General features: G+C 71.7%; 22 protein-coding genes and 1 pseudogene. 14 read left to right on the forward strand and 9 right to left on the reverse strand.

Translation table 11 applies throughout. The features are described 5' to 3' along the window. Positions 1–50: 50 nt before the first annotated feature. Both EF879_RS05160 and EF879_RS05165 read left to right on the forward strand, forming a co-directional pair. A complete protein-coding gene (locus EF879_RS05160) occupies positions 51–677 on the forward strand; it encodes a Dps family protein (protein ID WP_123555053.1) in 627 nt (208 codons plus the stop codon). Positions 678–806: 129 nt separating this feature from the next. Further along, positions 807–1,283 (forward strand): DUF6194 family protein, encoded by a 477-nt coding sequence (locus EF879_RS05165; protein WP_123555055.1) that lies wholly within the window; start codon positions 807–809, stop codon positions 1,281–1,283. 49 nt (positions 1,284–1,332) lie between these two features. Here the strand turns inward: EF879_RS05165 and EF879_RS05170 are convergent, their stop codons facing one another. The 5 genes from EF879_RS05170 to ybaK all read right to left on the reverse strand — a co-directional run bounded on the left by EF879_RS05170 (position 1,333) and on the right by ybaK (position 6,834). Continuing rightward, positions 1,333–2,550, reverse strand: coding sequence for an ROK family transcriptional regulator (locus tag EF879_RS05170; RefSeq protein ID WP_123555057.1), 1,218 nt, complete (start codon positions 2,548–2,550; stop codon positions 1,333–1,335). A gap of 9 nt (positions 2,551–2,559) precedes the next feature. Then, a complete protein-coding gene (locus EF879_RS05175) occupies positions 2,560–3,822 on the reverse strand; it encodes a sugar ABC transporter permease (RefSeq protein WP_123555059.1) in 1,263 nt (420 codons plus the stop codon). Next, positions 3,819–4,640, reverse strand: coding sequence for an ATP-binding cassette domain-containing protein (locus EF879_RS05180; protein WP_123555061.1), 822 nt, complete (start codon positions 4,638–4,640; stop codon positions 3,819–3,821). Before EF879_RS05180 ends, EF879_RS05175 begins: the two co-directional genes overlap by 4 nt. Before the next feature lie 194 nt (positions 4,641–4,834). Continuing rightward, entirely contained in the window at positions 4,835–5,923 is a 1,089-nt protein-coding gene (locus tag EF879_RS05185) for a sugar ABC transporter substrate-binding protein (RefSeq protein WP_123555063.1), read from the reverse strand. A 428-nt stretch (positions 5,924–6,351) separates the two neighbouring features. After that, positions 6,352–6,834, reverse strand: coding sequence for a Cys-tRNA(Pro) deacylase (gene ybaK, locus EF879_RS05190; protein WP_123555064.1), 483 nt, complete (start codon positions 6,832–6,834; stop codon positions 6,352–6,354). Between the two features lie 168 nt (positions 6,835–7,002). On the opposite strand from ybaK, the gene EF879_RS05195 reads away from it, so the two are divergent. From EF879_RS05195 to EF879_RS05220, 6 genes are all read left to right on the forward strand, one after another. Beyond that, positions 7,003–7,407, forward strand: a complete 405-nt coding sequence (locus tag EF879_RS05195) for a YbaB/EbfC family nucleoid-associated protein (RefSeq protein ID WP_148086353.1) — start codon at positions 7,003–7,005, stop codon at positions 7,405–7,407. Then, positions 7,394–7,714, forward strand: coding sequence for a type VII secretion target (locus tag EF879_RS05200; protein WP_123555068.1), 321 nt, complete (start codon positions 7,394–7,396; stop codon positions 7,712–7,714). The genes EF879_RS05195 and EF879_RS05200 overlap by 14 nt, the downstream gene beginning before the upstream one ends. Further along, complete coding sequence (locus EF879_RS05205; protein WP_123555070.1) at positions 7,711–8,856, forward strand: WXG100 family type VII secretion target; 1,146 nt, start codon at positions 7,711–7,713, stop codon at positions 8,854–8,856. Before EF879_RS05200 ends, EF879_RS05205 begins: the two co-directional genes overlap by 4 nt. 19 nt (positions 8,857–8,875) lie before the next feature. Further along, positions 8,876–9,178, forward strand: a complete 303-nt coding sequence (locus EF879_RS05210) for a hypothetical protein (protein WP_123555072.1) — start codon at positions 8,876–8,878, stop codon at positions 9,176–9,178. Between the two features lie 346 nt (positions 9,179–9,524). Then, positions 9,525–9,983 carry a SitI3 family protein gene (locus tag EF879_RS05215; protein ID WP_148086355.1) on the forward strand — a complete coding sequence of 153 codons (459 nt, stop codon included), beginning with the start codon at positions 9,525–9,527 and terminating at the stop codon, positions 9,981–9,983. Positions 9,984–10,006: 23 nt separating this feature from the next. Then, on the forward strand, positions 10,007–10,465 hold the full coding sequence (locus EF879_RS05220) for a SitI3 family protein (protein WP_148086356.1): 459 nt from the start codon (positions 10,007–10,009) through the stop codon (positions 10,463–10,465). 96 nt (positions 10,466–10,561) lie between these two features. Here EF879_RS05220 and EF879_RS05225 read toward each other — a convergent pair whose 3' ends face one another. Then, on the reverse strand, positions 10,562–11,770 hold the full coding sequence (locus tag EF879_RS05225) for a methyltransferase domain-containing protein (RefSeq protein WP_123555077.1): 1,209 nt from the start codon (positions 11,768–11,770) through the stop codon (positions 10,562–10,564). A 248-nt stretch (positions 11,771–12,018) separates the two neighbouring features. Here EF879_RS05225 and groES point away from each other — a divergent pair, with 248 nt between their 5' ends. Next, on the forward strand, positions 12,019–12,333 hold the full coding sequence (gene groES, locus EF879_RS05230) for a co-chaperone GroES (protein WP_109802944.1): 315 nt from the start codon (positions 12,019–12,021) through the stop codon (positions 12,331–12,333). Positions 12,334–12,412: 79 nt separating this feature from the next. Continuing rightward, positions 12,413–14,056 carry a chaperonin GroEL gene (gene groL, locus EF879_RS05235; protein ID WP_123555079.1) on the forward strand — a complete coding sequence of 548 codons (1,644 nt, stop codon included), beginning with the start codon at positions 12,413–12,415 and terminating at the stop codon, positions 14,054–14,056. A gap of 275 nt (positions 14,057–14,331) precedes the next feature. On the opposite strand, the pseudogene EF879_RS28560 reads toward groL, so the two are convergent. Then, positions 14,332–14,706: pseudogene (locus tag EF879_RS28560) on the reverse strand (WhiB family transcriptional regulator); the annotation flags it as partial. A 264-nt stretch (positions 14,707–14,970) separates the two neighbouring features. Here EF879_RS28560 and EF879_RS27955 point away from each other — a divergent pair. Beyond that, positions 14,971–16,050: a helix-turn-helix transcriptional regulator gene (locus EF879_RS27955; RefSeq protein WP_233604216.1), complete on the forward strand. Its 1,080-nt coding sequence runs from the start codon at positions 14,971–14,973 to the stop codon at positions 16,048–16,050. A 105-nt stretch (positions 16,051–16,155) separates the two neighbouring features. Here EF879_RS27955 and EF879_RS05255 read toward each other — a convergent pair whose 3' ends face one another. Beyond that, on the reverse strand, positions 16,156–16,569 hold the full coding sequence (locus tag EF879_RS05255; protein ID WP_123555083.1) for a DUF5319 domain-containing protein: 414 nt from the start codon (positions 16,567–16,569) through the stop codon (positions 16,156–16,158). Positions 16,570–16,808: 239 nt separating this feature from the next. Here EF879_RS05255 and guaB point away from each other — a divergent pair, with 239 nt between their 5' ends. Genes guaB through EF879_RS05270 form a run of 3 tightly spaced genes read left to right on the forward strand, consistent with a single transcriptional unit; the run spans position 16,809 to position 20,970 of the window. Beyond that, entirely contained in the window at positions 16,809–18,371 is a 1,563-nt protein-coding gene (guaB, locus tag EF879_RS05260; protein WP_123555451.1) for an IMP dehydrogenase, read from the forward strand. Positions 18,372–18,421: 50 nt separating this feature from the next. Beyond that, the gene (locus EF879_RS05265) at positions 18,422–19,540 is read left to right on the forward strand and encodes a GuaB3 family IMP dehydrogenase-related protein (RefSeq protein WP_123555085.1); all 1,119 of its coding nucleotides are present in this window, start codon (positions 18,422–18,424) and stop codon (positions 19,538–19,540) included. A gap of 23 nt (positions 19,541–19,563) precedes the next feature. Continuing rightward, positions 19,564–20,970: a M1 family metallopeptidase gene (locus tag EF879_RS05270; protein ID WP_123555087.1), complete on the forward strand. Its 1,407-nt coding sequence runs from the start codon at positions 19,564–19,566 to the stop codon at positions 20,968–20,970. A gap of 67 nt (positions 20,971–21,037) precedes the next feature. Here EF879_RS05270 and EF879_RS05275 read toward each other — a convergent pair whose 3' ends face one another. Beyond that, the gene (locus EF879_RS05275; protein WP_233604217.1) at positions 21,038–22,192 is read right to left on the reverse strand and encodes an LCP family protein; all 1,155 of its coding nucleotides are present in this window, start codon (positions 22,190–22,192) and stop codon (positions 21,038–21,040) included. Positions 22,193–22,303 lie beyond the last annotated feature (111 nt).

Below are 22,303 nucleotides of genomic sequence, written 5' to 3' on the forward strand. Positions count from 1 at the left end.
CTGGCCAGTCGCGGCACCGGTCGGAAGCCGGCATCGGGAGGGAACGAGGCATGGCCAACCCACAGCACGCTGATCCGTTCACCGCACCGGAGACGGGCGACGGCCGGGTGCGGGGCAGCCAGCCGCTGCTGCACCAGTACGGGGCGGAGGTGCAGCGATTCGGCGACGTACGCCTGTTCCCGATCGCCCTGAGTTTCGAGGCCCGGAGTCAGAGCTGCCAGCTGCTGAACCACATTCTGGCCGACTCGATCATCCTGTACAACCTGTACAAGAAGCACCACTGGCTGGTGCGCGGGCACACCTTCTACCAGCTCCACCTGCTGCTCGACAAGCACGCCGAGGAACAGCTCAAGCTCGTCGACCTGATGGCCGAACGGGTCCAGACGCTCGGCGGCGTGGCGATCGCCGACCCCCGGCACGTGGCCGAGGTGACCACGATCCCACGTCCTCCCAACGGGGTGGAGCAGGTGCCGGCCATGCTCTCCCGGCTGCTGGAGGCACACGAGATCGTGATCACGAAGGTCCGGGACGCGGCGGACAGGACCAGCGAGAACGGGGACGCCGGGACGAACGACATCCTGGTGAGCGACGTCCTGCGCACCAACGAACTCCAGGTGTGGTTCATCGCGGAGCATCTCGTGGACGTACCGGCCACCCGGATCGGCAGCGAGGTCTGAGCGAACCGTTCCCCAACGGGCGGTGGGTTATCCCTCGTCCTTGACCTGCAGGTTGAGGGTTTGTCCGGGCAATCAAGGGCAAGATCGGGCAGAAGTGTAAAATGCTGGTTCAATGAGACGCTTGACGGCATGAATGCCGACGAGATGACCCGCTACATCCGCGACACGTTCGAGGGCGTCCGCGTCCTGGAAGCCTTCGACGACCTGTTCTTTCTCTACGACCCCCACCACGACCTGCCGCCGGAACGCCAGATGCCGTTCGCCACGATCGTGACCGGGGACCGGTACGACAGCGTCTCCGACCTGGCCCGGCCGAACACCTACCGGCTCAACCTCGGGCTGACCAAGGCGACGTACCTGTCCCGGTTCGGCGCGCCGCCGACCCGCCGTGACGGTCGGGGGGTGTGGGAGGCCGGGGCCGACTACGCCGCGCTGGACGTGCTGATGCCGCATCCGGAGTACGCGCCACAGTACTGGGTCTGCGTGGTGAACCCGGGCGCGGCGAGCCTGCCCGAGGTGCGGGACCTGCTGCGCGAGGCGCACACGTTCGCGGCCCGGAAGTACGCCAACCACCGGGCCCGCCAGGGCCAGCGTGAGCGGGCCTAGCACCGACCGGTCGGCCACCCGGGCGAACCGGTCTCGACGCCCGGGTGGTCTACCGGTCCAGCGGGTCGGCGAGCAGGTGTTCGAAGGCCAGCTCGGCCGCGCCGATCAGCGCCGCGTCCTCGCCGAGCTGGGGCGTCCGGAGCCGTACCTGCTCGCGGGCGGTGGGCAGGGCCATCGAGTTGAGCCGACTGCGGACCCGGGCGGCGGCGGCCAGGTAGACCTCGCGGAGCGTGCCGCCGAAGATGACCATGTCCGGGTTGAAGATGTTCACCAGGTTCGCCACCCCGAACCCGAGCCAGTCGCCGACCTGGCGCACGGCGGCCTGCGCGCTGGCGTCGCCCCGGGCCGCCGCGTCCACCACCCGCAGCGCCGCGTCCCGGCCGGCGGCGTCGCCCCGGCCGGCCGCCTGCAACAGGGCATGCTCGCCGATCACCGTCTCCCAGCAGCCGTACGAGCCGCAGCGACAGGGCCGGCCGCCGGGCTGCACCACCATGTGCCCGACCTCGCCGGCGTACCCACCGCAACCGGTCAGCCGTTGGCCACGGACGATGATCCCGGCCTCGACCCCGCCGTCCCGGTGCAGGTAGATCACGGTGTCGTAGCCGGCCGCCGCGCCCCGGACGTGCTCCGCCACCGCGCTCGCGTCCGCGACGTTGCTGACCAGGATCGGCCGGTCCGGGGAGAGCACCTCGCCCAGCGCCTTCTCCAGCGGCGGTTCCGGTCCGCCGCCGGTGCGGTCGTCCCGGTCCGGCTGGCGCGGCACCGCGCCCTCGGCGCGGCGGCGGCCCGGGCCGTCCGGGTGGCGCGGCCGGCCGGAGACGGCGACGCCGCTGCCGACGTAGACCGACCCCTCCGCGACCGACCGGTGCATCTCCTTGCGGAGGCCGGCCAGCACCGGAAGGCACTCCTCGGGCGGCAGGCCGGGCGGTCGGGCCGCCTGCCGGCGGTCGAGGACCACGCCGCCCAGCCCGATCCGGGCCGCCCGCAACCGGTCCGTCTCGATGCTGTACGCGTACGCGAAGACCCGGGCCGATTCGGGCCGGACGACCAGCGACGGTCGTCCGGCCCGGCCGGTCTCCCGCGGTGCCCGCTCGCTCACCAGCCGGGCGGCGGCGAGTTCGGCGGTGAGTGCCCCGATCGTGCTCCGGTTCAGGCCGAGCGCGGAGGTCAGCTCCGCCCGGGAGGTGGCGCCGTGCACGTGGACGTAGCGCAGCAGGGCGCCGAGATTCTGTCGGCGAATCTCCTCCTGGCTCGGCCCCACGCGCATCGTGCCCCTTTATCGGTTCCCGGTCGCGGTGGCGCGGCGTCGGGACAGCGCGTCGACGCTGGCGGCGGCCAGCAGTACCAGTCCGGTGAAGACGAACTTGACACCGGAGCTGGCGTTCATCAGGGCCATGCCGTTGTCGATGACCGCGATCACCGCGCCGCCGAGCACTGCGTCGACGACCCGGCCCTTGCCACCGAACAGGCTGGTGCCGCCGATCACCGCCGCTCCGACAGCGTAGAGCAGAACGTTGCTGCCCCCGGTGTTGGCATCGACCGAGCCGCCTCGGCTGGCCGCGATGATGCCGCCGACCGCCGCCATCGAGGAACAGATCACGAAGGCGGAGATCCTGATCCGGTCGACGTTGATGCCCGCCCGGCGGGCCGCCTCCCGGTTGCCGCCGACCGCGTAGATGTGCCGTCCGTACGCGGTGCGGTTCAGCACGAAGGTCCAGAGGATCAGCAGCAGGACGATGATCGGCACCACGATCGGGACGCCCCGCAGCGAGACCAGCCGGTTGTGGCCGCGTTCCAGGTTGAGGATGTAGACGGCGGTGCCGACGATCAGCGCCAGCCCGCCGATCCGGAACAGCACCACGGCCAGCGGCTCCGTGACCAGCCCGCGCGCCGTGCGGTTGCGGTGGCGCAGCAGTTGCGCGGCGGCGTACCCGGCGATCCCGACGACCGCCATGGTCCAGCCGAGCCAGGGCGGCATGTTCCGGATCTCGATGGCCCGGATGACCTCGTCGTGGACCGAGACGTTGGTGCCGCCCTTGATGAGCAGCAGCACGACGCCCTGGAAGGCGAGGAACGCGGCGAGGGTCACCACGAAGGACGGGATGCCGACCTTGGCCACCAGGAAGCCGAGGACGAGCCCGATCAGCACGCCGGTGGCGATCGCCGCGAGGACGGCGACGTACCAGGGGAGGCCCCTCAGCGTGACGAGCTGGGCCAGCACCGCCGCGCAGACCCCGCTGGCGAAGCCGGCGGAGAGGTCGATCTCGCCGAGCAGCAGGACGAAGACCAGACCCATGGCGATCACCGTGACGGCGGCGCCCTGGGTGAAGAGGTTGGCGAAGTTGCCCTCGGTCAGGAAGTTGTCGTGTAGGGCGGAGAAGACCAGACAGAGCACGATCAGCCCGAGTACGGCCGGCAGCGAGCCCATGTCCCCGCCGCGTACCCGGGCGAGGTAGTCCCGGACGTGGCTGCCGACGGTCGGAACCGGCGCGGCCGGCACGTCGACCGGCTTCGCCGCAGTCGTGGTGGGGGCGCTCATCTGTCGGCTCCTGTGGGTGTCGTCTCGGTGGGCGGGGTGTCGTGCCGGCCGGCGCCGTTGGTTCCGGTCAGGCCGAGCCCGTCGCTGCGGCCGGCGGTGATCAGCTCGACCACCTGGGCGTGGGTGACGTCGTTGGTGCGCAACTGCGCGACCATCTGGCCGAGGTAGAGCATGGCGATCTGGTCGGAGACGGCGAAAACGTCGTTCATGTTGTGCGAGATGAGGACGACCGCGAGCCCGTTGTCGGCCAGCCGGCGGACCAGTTCGAGAACCTGCGCGGTCTGCGCGACGCCCAGGGCGGCGGTCGGCTCGTCGAGGATGACCACCCGGCTGTTCCAGAGCACCGCCTTGGCGATCGCCACGGTCTGCCGCTGGCCGCCGGAGAGGCTGGAGACGTGCTGGCGCAGCGACGTCACCGTCCGGACGGAGAGTCCGGCCAGGGTCTCGGCGGCCATCTGCTCCATGGTCGGCTCGTCGAGGACCAGGCCGCTGCGCTTCTCCCGACCGAGGAACATGTTCTGCACGATGTCGAGGTTGTCGCAGAGCGCGAGATCCTGGTAGACGACCTCGATACCGAGTGTGGCGGCGTCCCGGGGGCTGTTGATGTGTACCGGTCGACCGTCGAAGATGATCTCTCCGGCGTCGATCGAGTAGATGCCACTGATGCACTTGACCAGGGTGGACTTGCCGGCGCCGTTGTCGCCGACGAGCGCGGTCACCTCTCCGGCGTTGACGGAGAAGTCGACGTCGCGCAGGACCTGGACGGGACCGAAACTCTTGTCGATCCCGCGCAGTTCCAGCAGGGGTTTCGCGGACACGGTGGGTCTCCTTCGCACGGGGTGTCCGAGGGCGGGGTCCGGTGGCGGGTCCGGTCCAGGGATCGATCTGGGTCCGGATCCGGCGCCGACCGCGGGTGCGATCGGGTCCGGTTCCGGCCGAGCGGCGCCGACGGTGTGTCATCCACACCGTCGGCGCCGCTCGTCGGCGGGCCGGGAGGGCCGACGCGGGTCGGTCAGCTGATCCCGGCCTGGGCGCATAGGGTGGCGAAGGAACCGGCGCAGAGCTCGTCCTTGGTGACGTAGCCGTCCGCGACGACGTCCTTCACGTTCTCCTTGTAGATCGCCTTCGGGTCCAGCAGCACCGAGGGTACGTCCCGACCGGTCTCCGGGTCCCTCACCGTCTGGCCGGTCTGCTTCCGCTCACCCCTGGCGAGCGCGATCGCCAGCTCGGCGGCGGCGTCGGCCTCCTGCTTGACCGCCTTGTAGACCGTCATGCACTGGTCGCCGGCGAGGATGTTCTGCAGGCCCTGCACGGTGGCGTCCTGGCCGGTGACCGGGATCTTGCCGTTGAGCTTGTTCTTCTTCAGCACCGAGATGACCGCGTTGCCCAGCCCGTCGTTCGCGGCGAGGACACCATCGATCTTGCCGCTCTGCTGGGTCAGCATCTGCTCGAAGATGGTGCCGGCCTGGGTGTTGTCCCAGCCCGGGACCCACTGGTCCGGGCCCTTGACGTACTCGCCGGAGTCGTACTTGGCCTTCAGCACGCCGTCGTAGCCGTTCTTGAACAGGGTGGCGTTGTTGTCGGTCTGCGAGCCGTTCAGCGTCGCGATGACCGGCTTCTGCACGCCCTTGTCGGTGAGGCACTTGACCAGGCCCTCGCCCTGGAGCCGGCCGACCCGCTCGTTGTCGAAGCTGACGTAGTACTCCGCCGAGCCGCCCAGGGTCAGCCGGTCGTAGTCGATGGTGAGCACGCCCTGGCTCTTGGCCTTGTCCAGGACCGCCTTGCCGGTACCGGAGTCGAGGTTGACGATCATGAGTACGTTGACGCCGTCGGTCATCATCTGCTCGGCGATCGTCTGGAACTGCGCCTTGTCGTTCTGGGCGTTCTGGATCGTGTACTCGACGCCGGCGGCCTTGAACGCCGCCTCCAGGTACTTGCGGTCGGCGGTCTCCCAGCGGTCAGAGGAGGCGCTGTCGGGCAGGATGACGCCGATCTTCGGGGTCGTGGTGCCACCGCCGCTGTCGGAATCCTCGCCACAGGCGGCGAGGCCACCCGTGGTCAGCAGGCCGACGGCGGCGATGGTGAGGATCCCTCTGCGCATTGCACGGGTCCTTTCGCGGTGGGTGTGGTGTATCGGGTCGGGCTGTGCGGTGGTACTCCGAGCGAACCGGCGCCACTCCTGGGCGGTGGTGGCGACCGGTCCGCGTCACTTTTGTTGTGTCCGGCAACGTATTGTGCGCGGGGGGAGCAGGGCAAGGAAACGGTCAATGGAATCCGGCGCTGGCGATAACAATTCGGCAACACGCCGGATATCTGGCACGAGGCGGGCGGGGCCACCCGGGGCGGCGGCGATGACCGAGCCGGCGCCGACGACGTGCCGGTGGGCAGGGGCGCCGCCCTGACGATCCCTCGCCACCGCCCGACCGGATGCGGTCGGGCCGTTCGGGAGCGGCCGGCGCGGCGAGGGCCGGCCGTGGGATGGGGGTGTCGGGCCCAGACGGCCGCGGCGTGGTGCGAGGGCTGCCGGGTTCAGGCGGCGGTCGCGAGCGGGGCCGTGACGGCGGCGGTGAGCCGGATCAGGTCCGCCGGGGCGATCTCCAGCTGAAGGCCGCGGCGACCGGCGGAGACGTACACCGTCGGGAAGCGCTCGGCAGAGGCGTCGACCACCGTACGCAGCCGCCTGCGTTGACCCAGCGGGCTGATCCCGCCCCGGACGTACCCGGTGGTCCGCTCGGCCAGGGTTCGGTCGGCGAGCGCGGCCCGCTTACCGCCGAGTGCCGCCGCCAACGCCTTGAGGTCCAGATCGCCGGTGACCGGTACGACCGCCACCGCCAGTTCGCCGTCGACCTCGGCGACCAGTGACTTGAAGACCCGCTCCGGCGGTACGCCGAGCGCGGCGGCCACCTGGGCGCCGTAGTTCGGGGTGTCCGGCGCGACGTCGTACGGGTGCAGGGTGTACGGCACCCGCTGCCGGGTCAGCAGCGCGGTCGCCGGAGTTCCCTTGCCTGCCACGGCCCGTACCCTATCGCCGGTTCGCGTGCCCGCCTCGGTGGAGCGACCCGGGACAGCGGCGTGGCCGGCACTTCCGCGTGCCGGCAGGTCGTGGCAGCATCGATTCATCGTCATCAGTCGGTGGCTGTCGGTGATCGCGGAGGCGCCACCCGAGTGGCGGAGGACCGGATGCTGGGTGGTGAGGGAGATCTCGCCGCAGCCGAGCGGTGGGTCGACTCCTGGGAGACGCAGCTCGAGGAGCGGTTGCGGCAGGCACGCGAGCTGTCGCAACGGGTGTCGGAGCTGACCGCGATCGGCCGCAGCGCCGACGGCCTGGTGGAGGTCCGGGTCGGATCGTCGGGCATGGTCACCGGTCTCTGGCTGGACGAGGGGATCCGTCGCCAGCCCGCGACGCGGACCGCCGAGCAGATTCTCGTGGCGCTGCGGCGGGCGATGGCGGAGCTGGCCGACCGGGTCGGCCAGGTGACCGAGGAGACGGTGGGCGCGCAGAGCGAGACCGGCCGAGCGGTGATCTCGTCCTTCGCCAGCCGCATCCCGGCCGCCGGCTCCGGGGACGACGATGGCGGGCGGTGAGAGCTTCCAGGTCACCGCCGCGGACCTGGTCGCGCATGCCGGGCATCTCGACCAGATAGCGGGCGACCTGGCGATGGCGAAGCAGGCGGGCGAGACGACCCGGCCGGGCCCCGAGGCGTACGGACGGCTCTGTGTGATCGTGCCGTCGGTCCTCGGTCACCTGCACTCGACGCTGGTGGAGGGGATCGGGGCGGCGGTGGACTCGGTACGCGACACCGCCGCGCGGGTGCGGTCGGCGGCTGACAACTACCGGGAGAGCGACGACGGCAGCTCGGCCAGGTTCAACCGGATCAGGAGCCCCGGATGAGCGCCAACCCGCTGGTGGCGACCCCGAGGGAAGCCTCGCCGAGCCCGTGGTCGGGCATCTGGATCGCCGAGGATATCGAGCTGCTCATCCAGGGCATCGAGAACGGTAGCTGGATCGACGGCGTTCTCGGTGGCGTCAGCGCCGGCCTGGACGCCCTCGCCCTGGTCACCGATCCGGCCGGAGTGCTGCTCCAGTACGGCATCGCCTGGCTGATCGAGCATGTCAAGCCGCTGAGCGAGGCGCTGGACTGGCTGGCCGGTGACCCGGCGCAGATCGCCGCGTACGCCCAGACCTGGCGCAACGTCGCCGGCGCGCTGCGGGACAGCGTCGCGGACCTGTCGCAGCAGGTCCGGATGGACGTCGCCGAGTGGACGGGCAGCGCCGGGGACGCCTACCGGGCGTGGGCGAAGGACCAGCAGGACGCCATCGGCGGGTTGGCGAAGGCGGCCGACACCATGGCCGTCGCCACCGAGAGCGCCGGTCAACTGATCGCTGGCGTGCGGATGCTGGTCCGGGACGCGATCGCCGCCCTGGTCTCCCGCCTGGTCGTCTACGCCGCCGAGTTGCTGGGCACGGCCGGTGCCGCCGCGCCACTGGTGCTGGAACAGGTCACCGCCCTCATCGGCTCCTGCGCCGCGAAGATCGCCCGCTGGCTGCGCGCCCTGTTGAGCAGCCTGCGCACGTTCGCATCCTTCGTCAGCCGCCTCGGCAAGCTGATCGAGGCGCTCAGGCGGATACTCGATCGGCTGCGGGGCGGGAACCGTCGGCCGGTGCGGCCGAACGGCCCCAGTCGGCAGGAGTTGCTGGAGGAACTGAGCCGTCAGGGGATCAAGCACAATCCAGACGACATCGTGCTCATCGGCAAGGACGGCACGGGAAAGATAATTTTCCTGGAGAATGGCAACTCCCGTGCTGGCCTCCGCCACATCACAGAGCGGCACGCCGCTGACTTCGCCGACGTCGGGGTTGCCGAAGAGAAGATCGCAAACCTGGTGTTTTCGGCGGTGACCGAGGGGAAGGTGGTCGGAATGCAACGTACGCGACCGATATACGAAGTGGTCTTCGAAGGCAGGATCTACCGGGTCGCGGTCACCGTTGGAGACAATGGCTTCATCGTGGGGGCGAATCCCGTTGGGCGCTGACGTACCGATGCTTGAGCTCATGGCGGACTACGGCTGCTATCCGCTCTGGCTGCGTTCCGGCCGGGGACTGCGGAACGTCGATCCGGCGACGCTCGACATCTCGCCCGAACTCCGTGACGCCCTGACCGGGTGGGCGGAGGAGTACGATGCCACCCTCGACACCAGTGACCCGGCCGCCTCGGGCTTCGTCGACGGCGACGCCGAGAACGCCTTTTACGATCGAGGCGACCGTCTCGCCAGGCGGTTGGCGGATGAGGTCGGGGCCCGCTTCCGCGTCTCCTACTTTGACGGTCGCGTCGGAGGCGCCCGTCCCGTCGAATGAACGGACGACGTCGTCTCCTCTCGGTGTCAGGAGCACGGTATGCCTGCGGGGGACACGGTGATTCTCGGCGCCTACGTACCGTACCGGCGGCAGATCAGCGAGGACCGGTCCCCTCCGACGTGAGAACAAGTCGGCAGACGCCCTCGCCCGACATGGGTATGACGTCGAGCGGAACCCGCTGCCGAAGCCGAGCGGAAAATTCTGAACCTTGATGACTGTCCACGTTCGCCAGACGAGATCGCGAGCGTCTTGCGGCGGAAGCCGATTGACGGGTTGAAAGAGATTATCATAGTCAAGGACGGCAAGGTAATTCCCTTCTATCCGTTCACGAGATAGGTGCTATTGAGTGGCATTGGAATATGTCCTGTACGCATCCGCCGATGTGGCCACAGAGGAGATTCTCGCGTTCATGGCCAACGCTGTCGGTGGTGAGATCGTGGGCACCTTCGTGCGGCGCGACGCGCTCGAGGTCACAGCCTATCGGGACGACCCGGGTGATGAAGCGCCGATCGGTGGCATGCTTGGCTTCACGCACCGGGTGACCGCGACATACCGGCTGTCGAGCCGGGCCACCGACGAGGCGCGCGATGAGGCCACCCGCGCGATGATCCGATCCGTTCTGTCGTTCTTCACGCGCTATCCCTCGGATGGGGTGCTTCTGCACGATGACTCGCGAATAATTCTGCAACCGCTGAACGGGCCGGTCGTCATCGACAGCGACTGGGAGGACTGGACCGAGGTGCCGGGTATGTCACATGTGGTTGCCGGCCTCGACCGCCGGTCGTTGCCCCAACCCCTACGGTGACCCGGCGGCACGACGGTATGGCGGTGGAGTACCGGCTTTACGGGGCGGCTGATCTCGAAACTGATCAACTGGTGTCGTTCCTGGCGGCGGAGCTGGGTGGCACGGTTGGCGACGACGGCCGGGTGCGCCGTGACGGACTGGATGTCACCCCGTACCGGGTCGAGACCGGTGACGAGGCATGGGTGGCGACGAGTGTGTTCGGTTTTCCGCACCGGGTCACCGCGAGCTTCCGCCTCTCCAACCGGGTCTCCGAGCAGGTTCGGGAACTCAACGTGGGGCTCATGATGCGAGCCGTGTTGTCGTTCTTCGACACCTATCCCGGCGACGGGGTGCTGCTGTTCAACGGCGAGGAGGTCGTGCTCCAGAAGCTGACCGGGCAGGTGTCGGTGAACAGCGACTGGGAGGACTGGACCGAGCTGGCCGGGCTGCGGATGCTCCGGGCCGGCCGCGACTTCCGCCCGCTGCCCCAGCCCCTGCTGTGACCGGCGGCGGGTGAGCCCGACACCAGCACGTGCCACCGCCCGACGCGGCGTCGCCGACAGGCACGCACAGCGCGCCGTCACCGCCCGACCCGCGGGTCAGGCGACCGGACGACAGACCAGCACGGTGGGCGCGCCGGCGACCCGGGTGAGCACGAGGCTCGCCGACTCCGGGCCGCTCAGCCGCAGGTCACGGCGGAGTCGCTCCGGCTCCAGCGCGGAGCCGCGCTTGAGGATCTCCACCCGGCCGACGCCGCGCTCCCGCAGCGCGGCGCGCAGCCGCTTGAGCGAGAACGGGAGGGTGTCGAGCACCTCCAGGCAGCGGGCGTACGGGGTCGGGGCGGGGGCGTCGGCGTAGACGTACGCGATCTCCGGGTCGGCGAGGCTGCCGTCGACCGTGGCGGCGAACTCGGCGACCAGGTGGGCCCGGACCACGGCGCCGTCGGGGTCGTACAGGTAGCGCCGGACCGGGCCGACCGGTGGGCGGGCGGTCCCGGTGCCGGTCAACTCGTCGGTCGTCCCGGAGGGGTCCCGGGGCACCAGGGTGGCCCGGCGCGGTACCTCGGCCAGCGGCCCGGCCCAGACCGTGGCCTCGACCAGGTCCCCGGCGACGCTGACCCATTCGGTCTCGGCCCCGGCGGGCAGCATCGCGTGGGGGATCCCGGGCGCGACCTTGAGGACCGTCCGGGGGACCCGCGCGACCAGGTCGAGCACGAACTCCCAGGGCGGGGAGTAGGCGGCCGGGTCGAAGACGCGGCGGCCGGTCCCGGCGTGGCGGCGCGCCGGGTCGCAGAAGACGGCGTCGACCGGATCGCCGTCGATCATGGTGACGTCGGTCCGGGTCGCGTCGGCGGTGCGGACCGTGAACCGGTCAGCCACCCCGGTCGCCTCGGCGTTCGCGGCGGCCATCGCCGCGGTCACCGGGTCGGCCTCCACGCCGTACACCCGGATGCCGGCCCGGGCGGCGGCGATCGCGTCCGCGCCGAGGCCGCAGCCAAGATCGACCAGGGTGCGGACCCCGGCGGCGCGCAGCCGGGCCGCCCGGCGTCGGGCGACCTCGGCGCGGGTGGCCTGTTCCAGCCCGGTCCGGGTGAAGAACATCCCCGCGGCGTCCGGCCCGAACTTGCCGGCGGCGCGGCGCCGCAGCTCGGCCTGGGTCAGCGCGGCGGCGGCGAGGCCGGGGGGCGTTCCGGCCCCGCGCAGCGCCGCGGCGGCGGCCAGGGGATCGCCGTCGGCCAGCTCGGCCGCCATGGCCAGGGCGGCCGCTCCGTCCGGGGTACGCAGGGCGGCGAGCTGGTCGAGATTCACCCGGTCATTGTGGCGGTCCGCCCTAGCCGGGGCGTGTCGGGTTGGCACTCTCCTTGACGGAGTGCTAGCCGCCGACATAACCTGCGGTTAGCACTCTCGCGTCGAGGGTGCCAGTTTCCGGGCCTAGCTCCGGAGGCTGAGACGCCAGGCGGACCGGCACCCGCGACGACGGCCCCGCCAGGTGGCATGTGGCAGATCAACGCCGGTCGGCGTGCGACCGGCACAGAAACCATGTACCCCAGGAGGGTATGCCCGTGACTACCGCGACCAAGGTTGCGATCAAGCCGCTCGAGGACCGGATCCTGGTCCAGGCGAACGAGGCTGAGACGACCACGGCGTCGGGCATCGTGATCCCCGACACCGCCAAGGAGAAGCCGCAGGAGGGGACGGTCCTCGCTGTCGGCCCGGGCCGCATCGACGACAAGGGCAACCGGATCCCGGTTGACGTCAAGGTCGGCGACACGGTCATCTACTCGAAGTACGGCGGCACCGAGGTCAAGTACGCCGGCGAGGAGTACCTGGTGCTCTCCGCCCGCGACGTCCTTGCCGTCATCGAGAAGTGATCTGACTGATCCAGTGACGCTGCCCCGGACCGGCCCTGCCGGGCCGGGGCAGCGCTGCGTGAAGGGACCCTGTTAACCAATGGCGAAGATTCTGAGCTTCTCGGATGACGCCCGGCACCAGCTCGAGCACGGTGTCAACACGCTCGCGGACACAGTCAAGGTCACTCTCGGCCCGCGCGGGCGCAACGTCGTACTCGACAAGAAGTTCGGTGCTCCGACGATCACCAACGATGGCGTGACCATCGCCAAGGAGATCGAGCTCACCAACCCGTACGAGAACCTTGGCGCGCAGCTGGTCAAGGAGGTGGCGACGAAGACCAACGACGTCGCCGGCGACGGGACCACCACCGCGACCGTGCTCGCCCAGGCGATGGTCCGGGAGGGCCTGCGCAACGTGGCGGCGGGGACGAACCCGACCGCCCTCAAGCGGGGCATCGACGCGGCCGCCGAGAAGGTCTCCACCGCGCTGCTGGAGAAGGCGGTCGAGGTCGGCGGCCGGGAGTCGGTCGCGAACGTCGCCACCATCTCCGCCCAGGACGCCACCATCGGCAACCTGATCGCCGAGGCGATGGAGAAGGTCGGCCGTGACGGCGTGATCACGGTCGAGGAGGGCTCGACCCTCGCCACCGAGCTGGAGGTCACCGAGGGTCTCCAGTTCGACAAGGGCTTCATCTCGCCGAACTTCGTCACCGACGCGGAGGCGCAGGAGGCGGTTCTCGACGACCCGCACATCCTGATCACCACCCAGAAGCTCTCCTCGATCGAGGAGCTGCTTCCGCTGCTGGAGAAGGTCGTCCAGACGGGCAAGCCGCTGCTGATCATCGCCGAGGACGTCGAGGGGCAGGCCCTCTCCACCCTGGTGGTCAACTCGATCCGCAAGACCCTCAAGGTCTGCGCGGTGAAGGCGCCCGGGTTCGGCGACCGCCGCAAGGCGATGCTCCAGGACATGGCGATCCTCACCGGCGGTGAGGTGGTCGCGCCGGAACTCGGCTACAAGCTCGAGTCGATCGGCCTCGACGTGCTGGGCAGCGCCCGGCGGGTGGTGGTCGACAAGGACAGCACCACGATCGTCGACGGCCGTGGCCGGGACAGCGACGTCGCCGAGCGGATCGCGCAGATTCGCAAGGAGATCGAGGCGTCGGACTCCGACTGGGACCGGGAGAAGCTGCAGGAGCGGCTGGCGAAGCTCTCCGGCGGCGTCGCCGTGATCAAGGCCGGTGCGGCGACCGAGGTCGAGATGAAGGAGCGCAAGCACCGTATCGAGGACGCGATCGCGGCGACCAAGGCCGCGGTCGAGGAGGGCACCATCCCGGGCGGCGGCGCGGCGCTGGCGCAGATCGCCTCCGTGCTCGACGGTGACCTGGGCTTCACCGGCGACGAGAAGATCGGGGTCTCGATCGTCCGTAACGCGCTCGCCGAGCCGCTGCGGTGGATCGCGCAGAACGCCGGGCACGACGGCTACGTGGTCGTGCGGCAGGTCGCCGAGAGCAAGTGGGGCCACGGCCTGGACGCCGCCACCGGCGAGTACGTCGACCTGGTCAAGTCCGGCATCATCGACCCGGTGAAGGTGACCCGGAACGCGGTCGCCAACGCGGCGTCGATCGCCGGCCTGCTGCTGACCACCGAGAGCCTGGTGGTCGAGAAGCCGGAGAAGCCCGAGCCGGCCGCCAACGGGCACGGCCACGGGCACGGGCACAGCCACCAGCACGGCCCCGGCTTCTGAGTCACCCCCGGCCCGGGTCGTCGGGCCGGAACGCTCGTGGGATCCGCGTGCCCAGGGGCACGGCTCCGGCGCGCCGCCGACGCGGTCGCGTCCGAGCCCCCTGGCACGCGGATCTTCGTGTTCCCGGGGCGGTGTGGGCCGTCGGTGTCGGGGCACCGGTCACCCGCCGCCCGCGCCCCCTGTCAGGAGGATCCGCGCTGTCAGGAGGATCCGCGCCGCTGGCGCCGCCCGGCGCGGGGACGCGCCTCGCCCGCGGACCCCGAGCAGGGGTACGCCGAGCGCTGCGCCGGCACCGCCGACCGGTGCGGACGGCCCAGCCGAGCCTCCAGCCGGGCCACGTCCACCCGGCTGCGCCGGCGGTCGGCCAGATCCTCCCAGCCGATGGCGAGCAGCCGGAGCCGCTCGGACTCGCTGAACCCGCCCCACACGCCGTACGGCTCGCGTACGGCCAGCGCGTGGGCGGCGCACTCGGCGCGGACCGGACAGGTCGCGCAGACCGCCCTGGCGCTCGCCTCCCGGCGCCTTCGGGAGGCCCCCCGCTCCCCGTCCGGGTGGAAGAACCGGGCGGTGTCGCGTCCCCGACAGGCGCCGAGGCGCTGCCGGTCCCAGAGTTCGACGATGGGTCCAGGCAGCCTGCGTACGTTCGACATCAACACCCTCCCGTCGCGCGGCACCGCCGTGGCCGACCCGCCGGGGGGTCGGAGTGCGGGCGGCGGGCGGAGCCGGCGCACCGCCCCGGCCTCGGGTTTCCCGGTACCCCACGCGCCGTCGACGCACACGCGCCGATCGCGACGTTCCTCCGCTCCAGGCGTGCGCTGGGGTGAATCGTCCAAAAAACTTGCTCTTCATCCGTGGAAACTCATCATGATCATTCCCCTCCGTGGTCTCCTCGTTCCGGAGAGGAGGAGAGCAGCGTGCGTACCGTGCTTGTCTGCGTCCGGACCCCGCTCGCCGCGCAGAGCGTCGCGGCCGCGGCGGCCCGGCTCGGGGTCGCCTCGGCGGTCCGTACCGCGGTGTCCGATCCCGAGGCCATGCTGCGGCTGGCTGAGCGACCCGCGGACGTGGTACTCGCCGATACCGCCCTCACCCGCCCGGACAGCGTCGGGTTCACCCGACGGGTCCTGGCCCGCTCGCCCGGGGCGGCGATCCTGCTGCTCGGCGCGGAGGAGCCGGCGGCGGCCGCGGCGGCGATCGCCGCCGGCGCCCGTGGCCTGATCCAGGGCGGGGACAACGACCTGGTGAGCGTGGTGGCGAAGGCGATCCTGTTGCTCGGCACCGCCGGCCGGTCCGGCCGGACCGGAGGCTCACCGGCCGCCGGGGCCAGTCTGGCGGGCGGCGCGGTCTCGGCCGGCGGCGCCATGCCCGGCGCGGCCGGCCAGGTCCGGCCCGGCGATCTCGCCGAGGGCGGGGGTCCGGCGGTGGGCCACCGGTTGGGGAGCGTGGTGCGGGCACCGGGGGACCTCGGCCCCGGCTCCGCCGGCCCGGTCGGACCGCCCGGGGACGGCGCCGGAGCGGACCGGATCGGGGCCGACGATCCGGGGGTGCGGGGCGCCCCGACGGCGGGGGACGCGCTCACCGGTCCGGCGGTGGTGCCCGCGCAGCGCGGCGACGACCCGAACGGCGCGGCCGACCCGGCGGAGTCCGAGGGTACCTCGACCGGGGTACCGGTGGAGCCGGTCGGGCGGGCAGCGCCGGACCCGCGGGGCCGCGGTCCCGAGGCCCGTGGCGGTGACTCCCGGACGGGCGGCCCGGGTGACCAGAGTCGGCCCGAACCCGAGCGGGCTGGGCCACCCCGGCGGCCGCTGCTGACCGAGCGCGAGATGCAGGTGCTCATCGGCATGGCCGACGGCAAGAGCAACGCGGAGATCGGCCGCGAACTCTTCGTCTCCGAGGACACCGTCAAGACCCACGCCCGTCGGCTGTTCCGCAAGCTCGGCGCCCGCGACCGGGCGCACGCCGTGGCCGCCGGTTTCCGTGCCGGGCTGGTGAGCTGAGCCTCCCCGGACCGTCACGGTGGGCCGGGGCGGCCCGGGGTCGGACCCGCCGGGACGCGCGGCGCCCGACGGGGCGGGGGGACTCGCCGGGGCGGGACGGGTCGGTCAGGACCCGCCGTCGCCGTCGTTGTCCTCGGCGGCCTCGGTCAGGGTGTCGTGGACACCGTCGGCGTACCCCCGGGCGTACTCCCAGGTGACGTAGTGGTCGGGGTCGGGGTCGTACGCCGGTTCGTGCACCCGGGGTCGGCCCGAGTTCAGCAGGTGCCGGAGATTGCCGCGGAGCAGATCCCAGTCGAAATAGTGCGGTTCCCGGCAGTCCTCGCACTCGATGACGAGGCCGCGCACCCCGACCGGACCCAGGAGTGCCTGGTAGATTTCCAGGTCGGCGAGGTCTTCGAGCACGTCCTGCCGCTCGACCTCGGTGAGCGGGTCGAGTTCGACCTCCTCGGCCGGGTCGCTCAGGCCGGCGGAGGGATCGGCGGGGTCACCCTTGAACGGGTCGATCGGCTCCTCGTGCACCCCTCCACCGTAGTCCCAACACCCCCCGGCGTGGTCACCCGTTGTGGCCTGCACCGCCGGTCCGCCCGCGCCCTGCGGCCGCCGGGCACCCCACTGGGTACGATGAACCATCGCGCCGCCAGCCCGGGCGAGCCGCTGACGCGCCCACGGTGCCGACGAGCCCGTCCGACCGGTTCGACGCCGACGCCCCGCCGTCGGCCAGGATCGTCCACACCAACAGCAGCCAGGGGACACACATCGTGGAGAACGGACCCACCAACGACCTTCCGCTGGGCACCGGCGCGGAGCAGCTCGCCGGGCACCTTCCCGAACTGCCGGCCGGCTCGGCCCGGGTGGTGCCGCTCGGGCTGACCTTCGACGACGTGCTGTTGCAGCCCGCCGAGTCCGAGATCATCCCGAGCCGGGTCAACACCACCACCCGGCTCAGCCGCTCCGTCACCCTCGCGATCCCGCTGGTTTCCAGCCCCATGGACACGGTGACCGAGGCCCGGATGGCCATCGCGATGGCCCGGCAGGGCGGCATCGGCGTCCTGCACCGCAACCTCTCGATCGAGGACCAGGCCCTCCAGGTCGACCTGGTCAAGCGCTCCGAGGCCGGCATGGTCACGAACCCGGTCACCTGCAGCCCGGACGACACGTTGCGGGACGTCGAGGCGCTCTGCGCCCGGTACCGGATCTCCGGGGTGCCGGTCACCGACGCCCAGGGGACCCTGGTCGGCATCGTGACCAACCGGGACATGCGGTTCGTCACCGACGGCGCCACCCCGGTGCGGGAGATCATGACCCCGATGCCGCTGGTCAGCGCGCCGGTCGGGGTGACCAAGGAGGAGGCGCAGGCGCTACTGCGCCGGCACAAGGTGGAGAAGCTCCCGATCGTCGACGCCGACAACCGGCTCCGTGGACTCATCACCGTCAAGGACTTCGCCAAGAGCGAGCAGTACCCGAACGCCACCAAGGACGACGCCGGACGGCTGCGGGTCGCCGCCGCCGTGGGGGTCGGGGAGGACGCGTACAAGCGGGCCCGGACCCTGGTCGACGCCGGGGTGGACGTGCTGGTCGTGGACACCGCGCACGGGCACCAGCGGGCCGTGCTCGACATGGTCCGCCGGCTGAAGCAGGACACCCCGGTCGACGTCATCGGCGGCAACGTGGCGACGTACGCGGGGGCACTGGCGCTGGTCGAGGCCGGCGCCGACGCGGTCAAGGTCGGGGTCGGGCCGGGCGCCATCTGCACCACCCGGGTCGTCGCCGGGGTCGGCGTACCGCAGATCACCGCGATCATGGAGGCGGCCCGGGCCTGCCGCCCGGCCGGGGTGCCGGTGATCGGGGACGGCGGTATCCAGTACTCGGGCGACATCGCGAAGGCCCTGGTCGCCGGGGCCGACACGGTGATGCTGGGCAGCCTGTTCGCCGGCACCGAGGAGAGCCCGGGCGAGTTGATGTTCATCAACGGTAAGCAGTACAAGGCGTACCGGGGGATGGGCTCGCTCGGCGCGATGCAGTCCCGCGGCCAGGCCCGCTCCTACTCCAAGGACCGGTACTTCCAGGACGACGTGACCAGCGAGGAGAAGCTGGTGCCGGAGGGCGTCGAGGGCCAGGTGCCGTACCGGGGCCCGCTGGCCCGGGTCGCCCACCAGCTCATCGGCGGCCTGCGGCTCGCGATGGGGTACGTCGGCGCGGAGACCGTGCCCGAGCTGCACCGCCGTGGACGGCTCATCCGGATCACCGCGGCCGGTCTCAAGGAGAGCCACCCGCACGACATCCAGATGACGGTCGAGGCGCCGAACTACCACACCCGCTGACACCTCACGCGTCCCCACCGCCACCACCCCCTTCTACCCTGGAGTGACTCATGCGTGACGTGGTCGAGATCGGGCTGGGCAAGACCGCACAGCGCGGCTACCACCTGGACGACATCGCGATCGTGCCGAGCCGCCGTACCCGGGACGTCGACGATGTCTCCACGGCCTGGCAGCTCGACGCGTACCAGTTCGGGATCCCCTGCGTGGGGCATCCGTCGGACGCGACCATGAGCCCCTCCTCGGCGGTAGCCCTGGGCCGGCTCGGCGGTCTCGGCGTGCTCAACGTCGAGGGACTCTGGACGCGGTACGAGGACCCGACCAAGATCCTCGAGGAGCTCTCCGGGCTGGAGGAGGGCCGGGCCGCCACCCGGCGGCTGCAGGAGGTGTACGCCGAGCCGATCCGTCCGGAGCTGATCGCCGAGCGGGTCCGGCAGATGCGGGACGGCGGGGTGACCGTCGCCGTCCGGGTCTCGCCGCAGCACACCCTGGCGCTCGCGCCGGTGATCCTCGACGCCGGGGTCGACATCCTGGTCATCCAGGGCACCATCATCTCGGCCGAACACGTCTCGACCACCGACGAACCGCTCAACCTCAAGGAGTTCATCGCCGATCTCGATTTGCCGGTCATCGCCGGCGGCTGCACCGACTACAAGACGGCGCTGCACCTGATGCGGACCGGGGCGGCCGGGATCATCGTCGGGCTCGGCAGCGACGGCTGCTCCACCACCGAGTCGGTGCTCGGTATCCGGGTGCCGATGGCGACCGCGATCGCCGACGCCGCCGCCGCCCGGCGGGACTACCTCGACGAGACCGGCGGCCGGTACGTCCACCTGATCGCCGACGGGGACATCCAGACCTCCGGAGACATCGCCAAGGCGCTCGGCTGTGGCGCCGACGCGGTGATGCTCGGCAGGCCGCTCTCGCGCTGCGTCGAGGCACCGGCCGGGGGTGCCTGGTGGCATCCGGCGGCGAGTCACCCGAAGCTGCCGCGCGGGGCGTACGGGATGGCGGGCGAGCCGTTGGGCTCGATGGAGCAGCTCCTGTTCGGCCCGGCGGACGACCCGAACGGGCAGCTCAACCTCTTCGGTGGGCTGCGTCGGGCGATGGCGAAGTGTGGCTACCGGGACCTCAAGGAGTTCCAGCGGGTCGGGCTGGTCCTCGACCGGTAGCCGGCACGGTCGTTGAACCGGTGATGACGCGACGACACATCCTGGCCGCCGCGCTGGTGACGGCGCTGGCCCTGTCGACCGGCGGCTGTATCGCCAGCCGCGGGGACGACGGCCCCGACCGTTTCCGGCCCGGCGCGGCCGGGCTCGGCGACCCGTACCTGCCGACCGCCGGGAACGGGGGCTACGACGTCCTCAGCTACCACCTCAGGCTCCGGTACGACCCGGCGACCGACCAGCTCACCGGCGACGCCACCATCGAGGCGACCGCCACCCAGAACCTGTCCCGGTTCAACCTCGACCTGGCCGGGCTGACGGTCTCGTCGGTCCGGATCGACGACGCGGAGGCCAGGCACCACCGGGACGGCGCCGAGCTGGTGGTCACCCCGGCCGCCGGGATCGCCGAGGGCCGCCGGTTCCGGGTGCGGGTCGGCTACGCGGGCACGCCGACGCTGATCGAGAGCTCCGACCTGGGCACGGGCGGACTGCTGCACACCGCCGACGGGGCGATCGCGCTCGGCCAGCCCGAGTCGGCGAGCAGCTGGTTCCCGGTCAACGACCACCCCCGGGACAAGGCGACGTACCGGATCGAGGTGACCGTCCCGGACGGGCTGGTCGCGTTGAGCAACGGCGTTCCCGAGGGGACCGAGCGCTCCGGCGGCTGGACGACGTGGCGCTGGTCCGAGTCGTCGCCGATGGCGAGCTACCTGGCGACGCTGGTGATCGGGAACTACCGGGTCAGCACCGGCAGTCACGCCGGTCGGCCGCTGGTCACCGCGGTCGCGGCGACCCTGCCGGCGGGCGGGGCCGCGGAACGCTCGCTGGCCCGGACCGGCGAGATCGCCGACTTCCTGGCCAGCCGGTTCGGGCCGTACCCGTTCGCCGCGTACGGCGGGATCGCGGTCGCCGACGAGCGGATCGGGTACGCCCTGGAGACCCAGACCCGCCCGGTGTACGGGCCGGCGTTCTTCACCCGCGGTCCGAACCCGACGGTGGTGGCCCACGAGCTGGCCCACCAGTGGTTCGGGGACAGCCTCTCGATCCGGAGCTGGCGCGACCTCTGGCTCAACGAGGGCTTCGCCACCTACGCGGAGTGGCTGTGGACGGAGCACGAGGGCGGTGAGTCGGCGCAGCAGGCGTTCGAGCGGGAGTACGCCGCCACCGACTGGTCCCAGCCGGCGCTGGATCCGGGCCGGGAGGCGCTCTTCGGCCGGGCGGTCTACCAGCGCGGCGCGCTGACCGTGCACGCGTTGCGGCGTACCGTCGGGGACGACGTCTTCTTCCGGATCCTGCGGGACTGGGCGGCGCAGCGGCGCGACGGCACCGTCGACACCGCCGAGTTCGTGGCCTTCGCGGAACGGGTCTCCGGCAGGTCGCTGACGGCGTTCTTCGACGCCTGGCTGACCGGCACCACCGCGCCGCCGCGACCCTGACCCGCGTCCGCCGACCCGGTACGGGCACGTTCCCCGCCGCTGCCCCGAGAGTCGCCCGCCGACCGGGTCAGCGGCGGATGACCAGCTTCGGGTGCTCGGCCAGGAACTTCTCGGCCCGCCCGGCGCGCAGCTCGGCGATGAACCTCCGGCTCGTCGAGGTGAGCTGCTCGCCCCGGTACGCGCTGCCGGTGCCGATCCCGGCACCCGGCAGGTCCACCAGGGTGATCGCCTCGGGGCGGAGCCGGCTGAGGGCGTACCCGAACTCGATGATCTCGCGCCCGTTGCCCTGGAAGGTGAGGGCGTCGTCCAGGGCGGCGACCACCTGGGTGAGCCGGGCCGGGTCCCGGGCCAGGTTCTGGTCGAGGATCTTTCCGACGAGCGCCTTGACGAGCTGCTGCTGGTGCCGTTGTCGGGCGTAGCCGCCGCCGGCGGTGTAGCGCTGCCGGGCGTAGTCCAGCGCCTGCCAGCCGTTCAGCGTCCGGGTGCCCTTCTCGTAGACCATCTGCGGCCCGACGTACCGGCCGCCACGCAGTTCCCGGTGCGTACCGTCCGGCTTCCGGTGCCGGGAGACGACCCGCTGGTCGATGTAGAGCTCGACCCCGCCGAGCGCGTCCACCAGGGTGCTGAAGCCGCCGAAGGTGAGCACCGCGCCCGCGTCGAACCGTTCGATGCCGGTGTAGTCGCTCACGGTCCGGGCCAGCAGCTCGTAGCCCTGGGCGGTGCTCGGCTCCTTCTCCCGGCCCGGCCCCCGGCTGCCGTAGCTCATCGCGTGGGTCAGCTTGGTGCGGTCACCGGGGAACCGCGCCTTCGGGAAGGCGGGGATCTCCACCACCAGGTCGCGGGGGAGCGCGAAGAGGTAGGCCCGGTCCAGCGCCTCGGTCACGTGCAGGATCAGCACCGCGTCGGCGTGCGGCTCCCAGCCCGGCACGCTGACCCGGGTGTCGACGCCGACCAGCAGCAGGTTGAGCGGGCCGGTGAGGTCGGCGCCGGGTTCCGGGGTCGGGCTCGGGGTCGGCGACGGGGTCGGGCTCGGGGTCGGTACGCCACTCGGCCCGGCCGCCGGGGGTGCGGCCGGGCCGCCGCCCCACCGCTGGTACGTCGCGTACGCCGCACCGCCCAGCAGCACCGCGACCGCGACGATCGTCGCGGCCACGGCGACCCGGCGTCGCCGCACCGCCGGGCGGGAGCCGCGCTCGCCGCCGGTGCCCCCGTCGCCTGCCACCCGCCCACTCCCTTCCCGCGCCCGCGGTTCGCCCCGCCGCTCCTGTAGACGTGCCGTCGCCGCGTCGGCGTTGCACGCCGGCCGATGAACAGTCGTCGGGACGGGGTCGCC

It is taken from the genome of Micromonospora sp. HM5-17 (genome assembly GCF_003762835.1).
GTDB lineage: Bacteria > Actinomycetota > Actinomycetes > Mycobacteriales > Micromonosporaceae > Plantactinospora.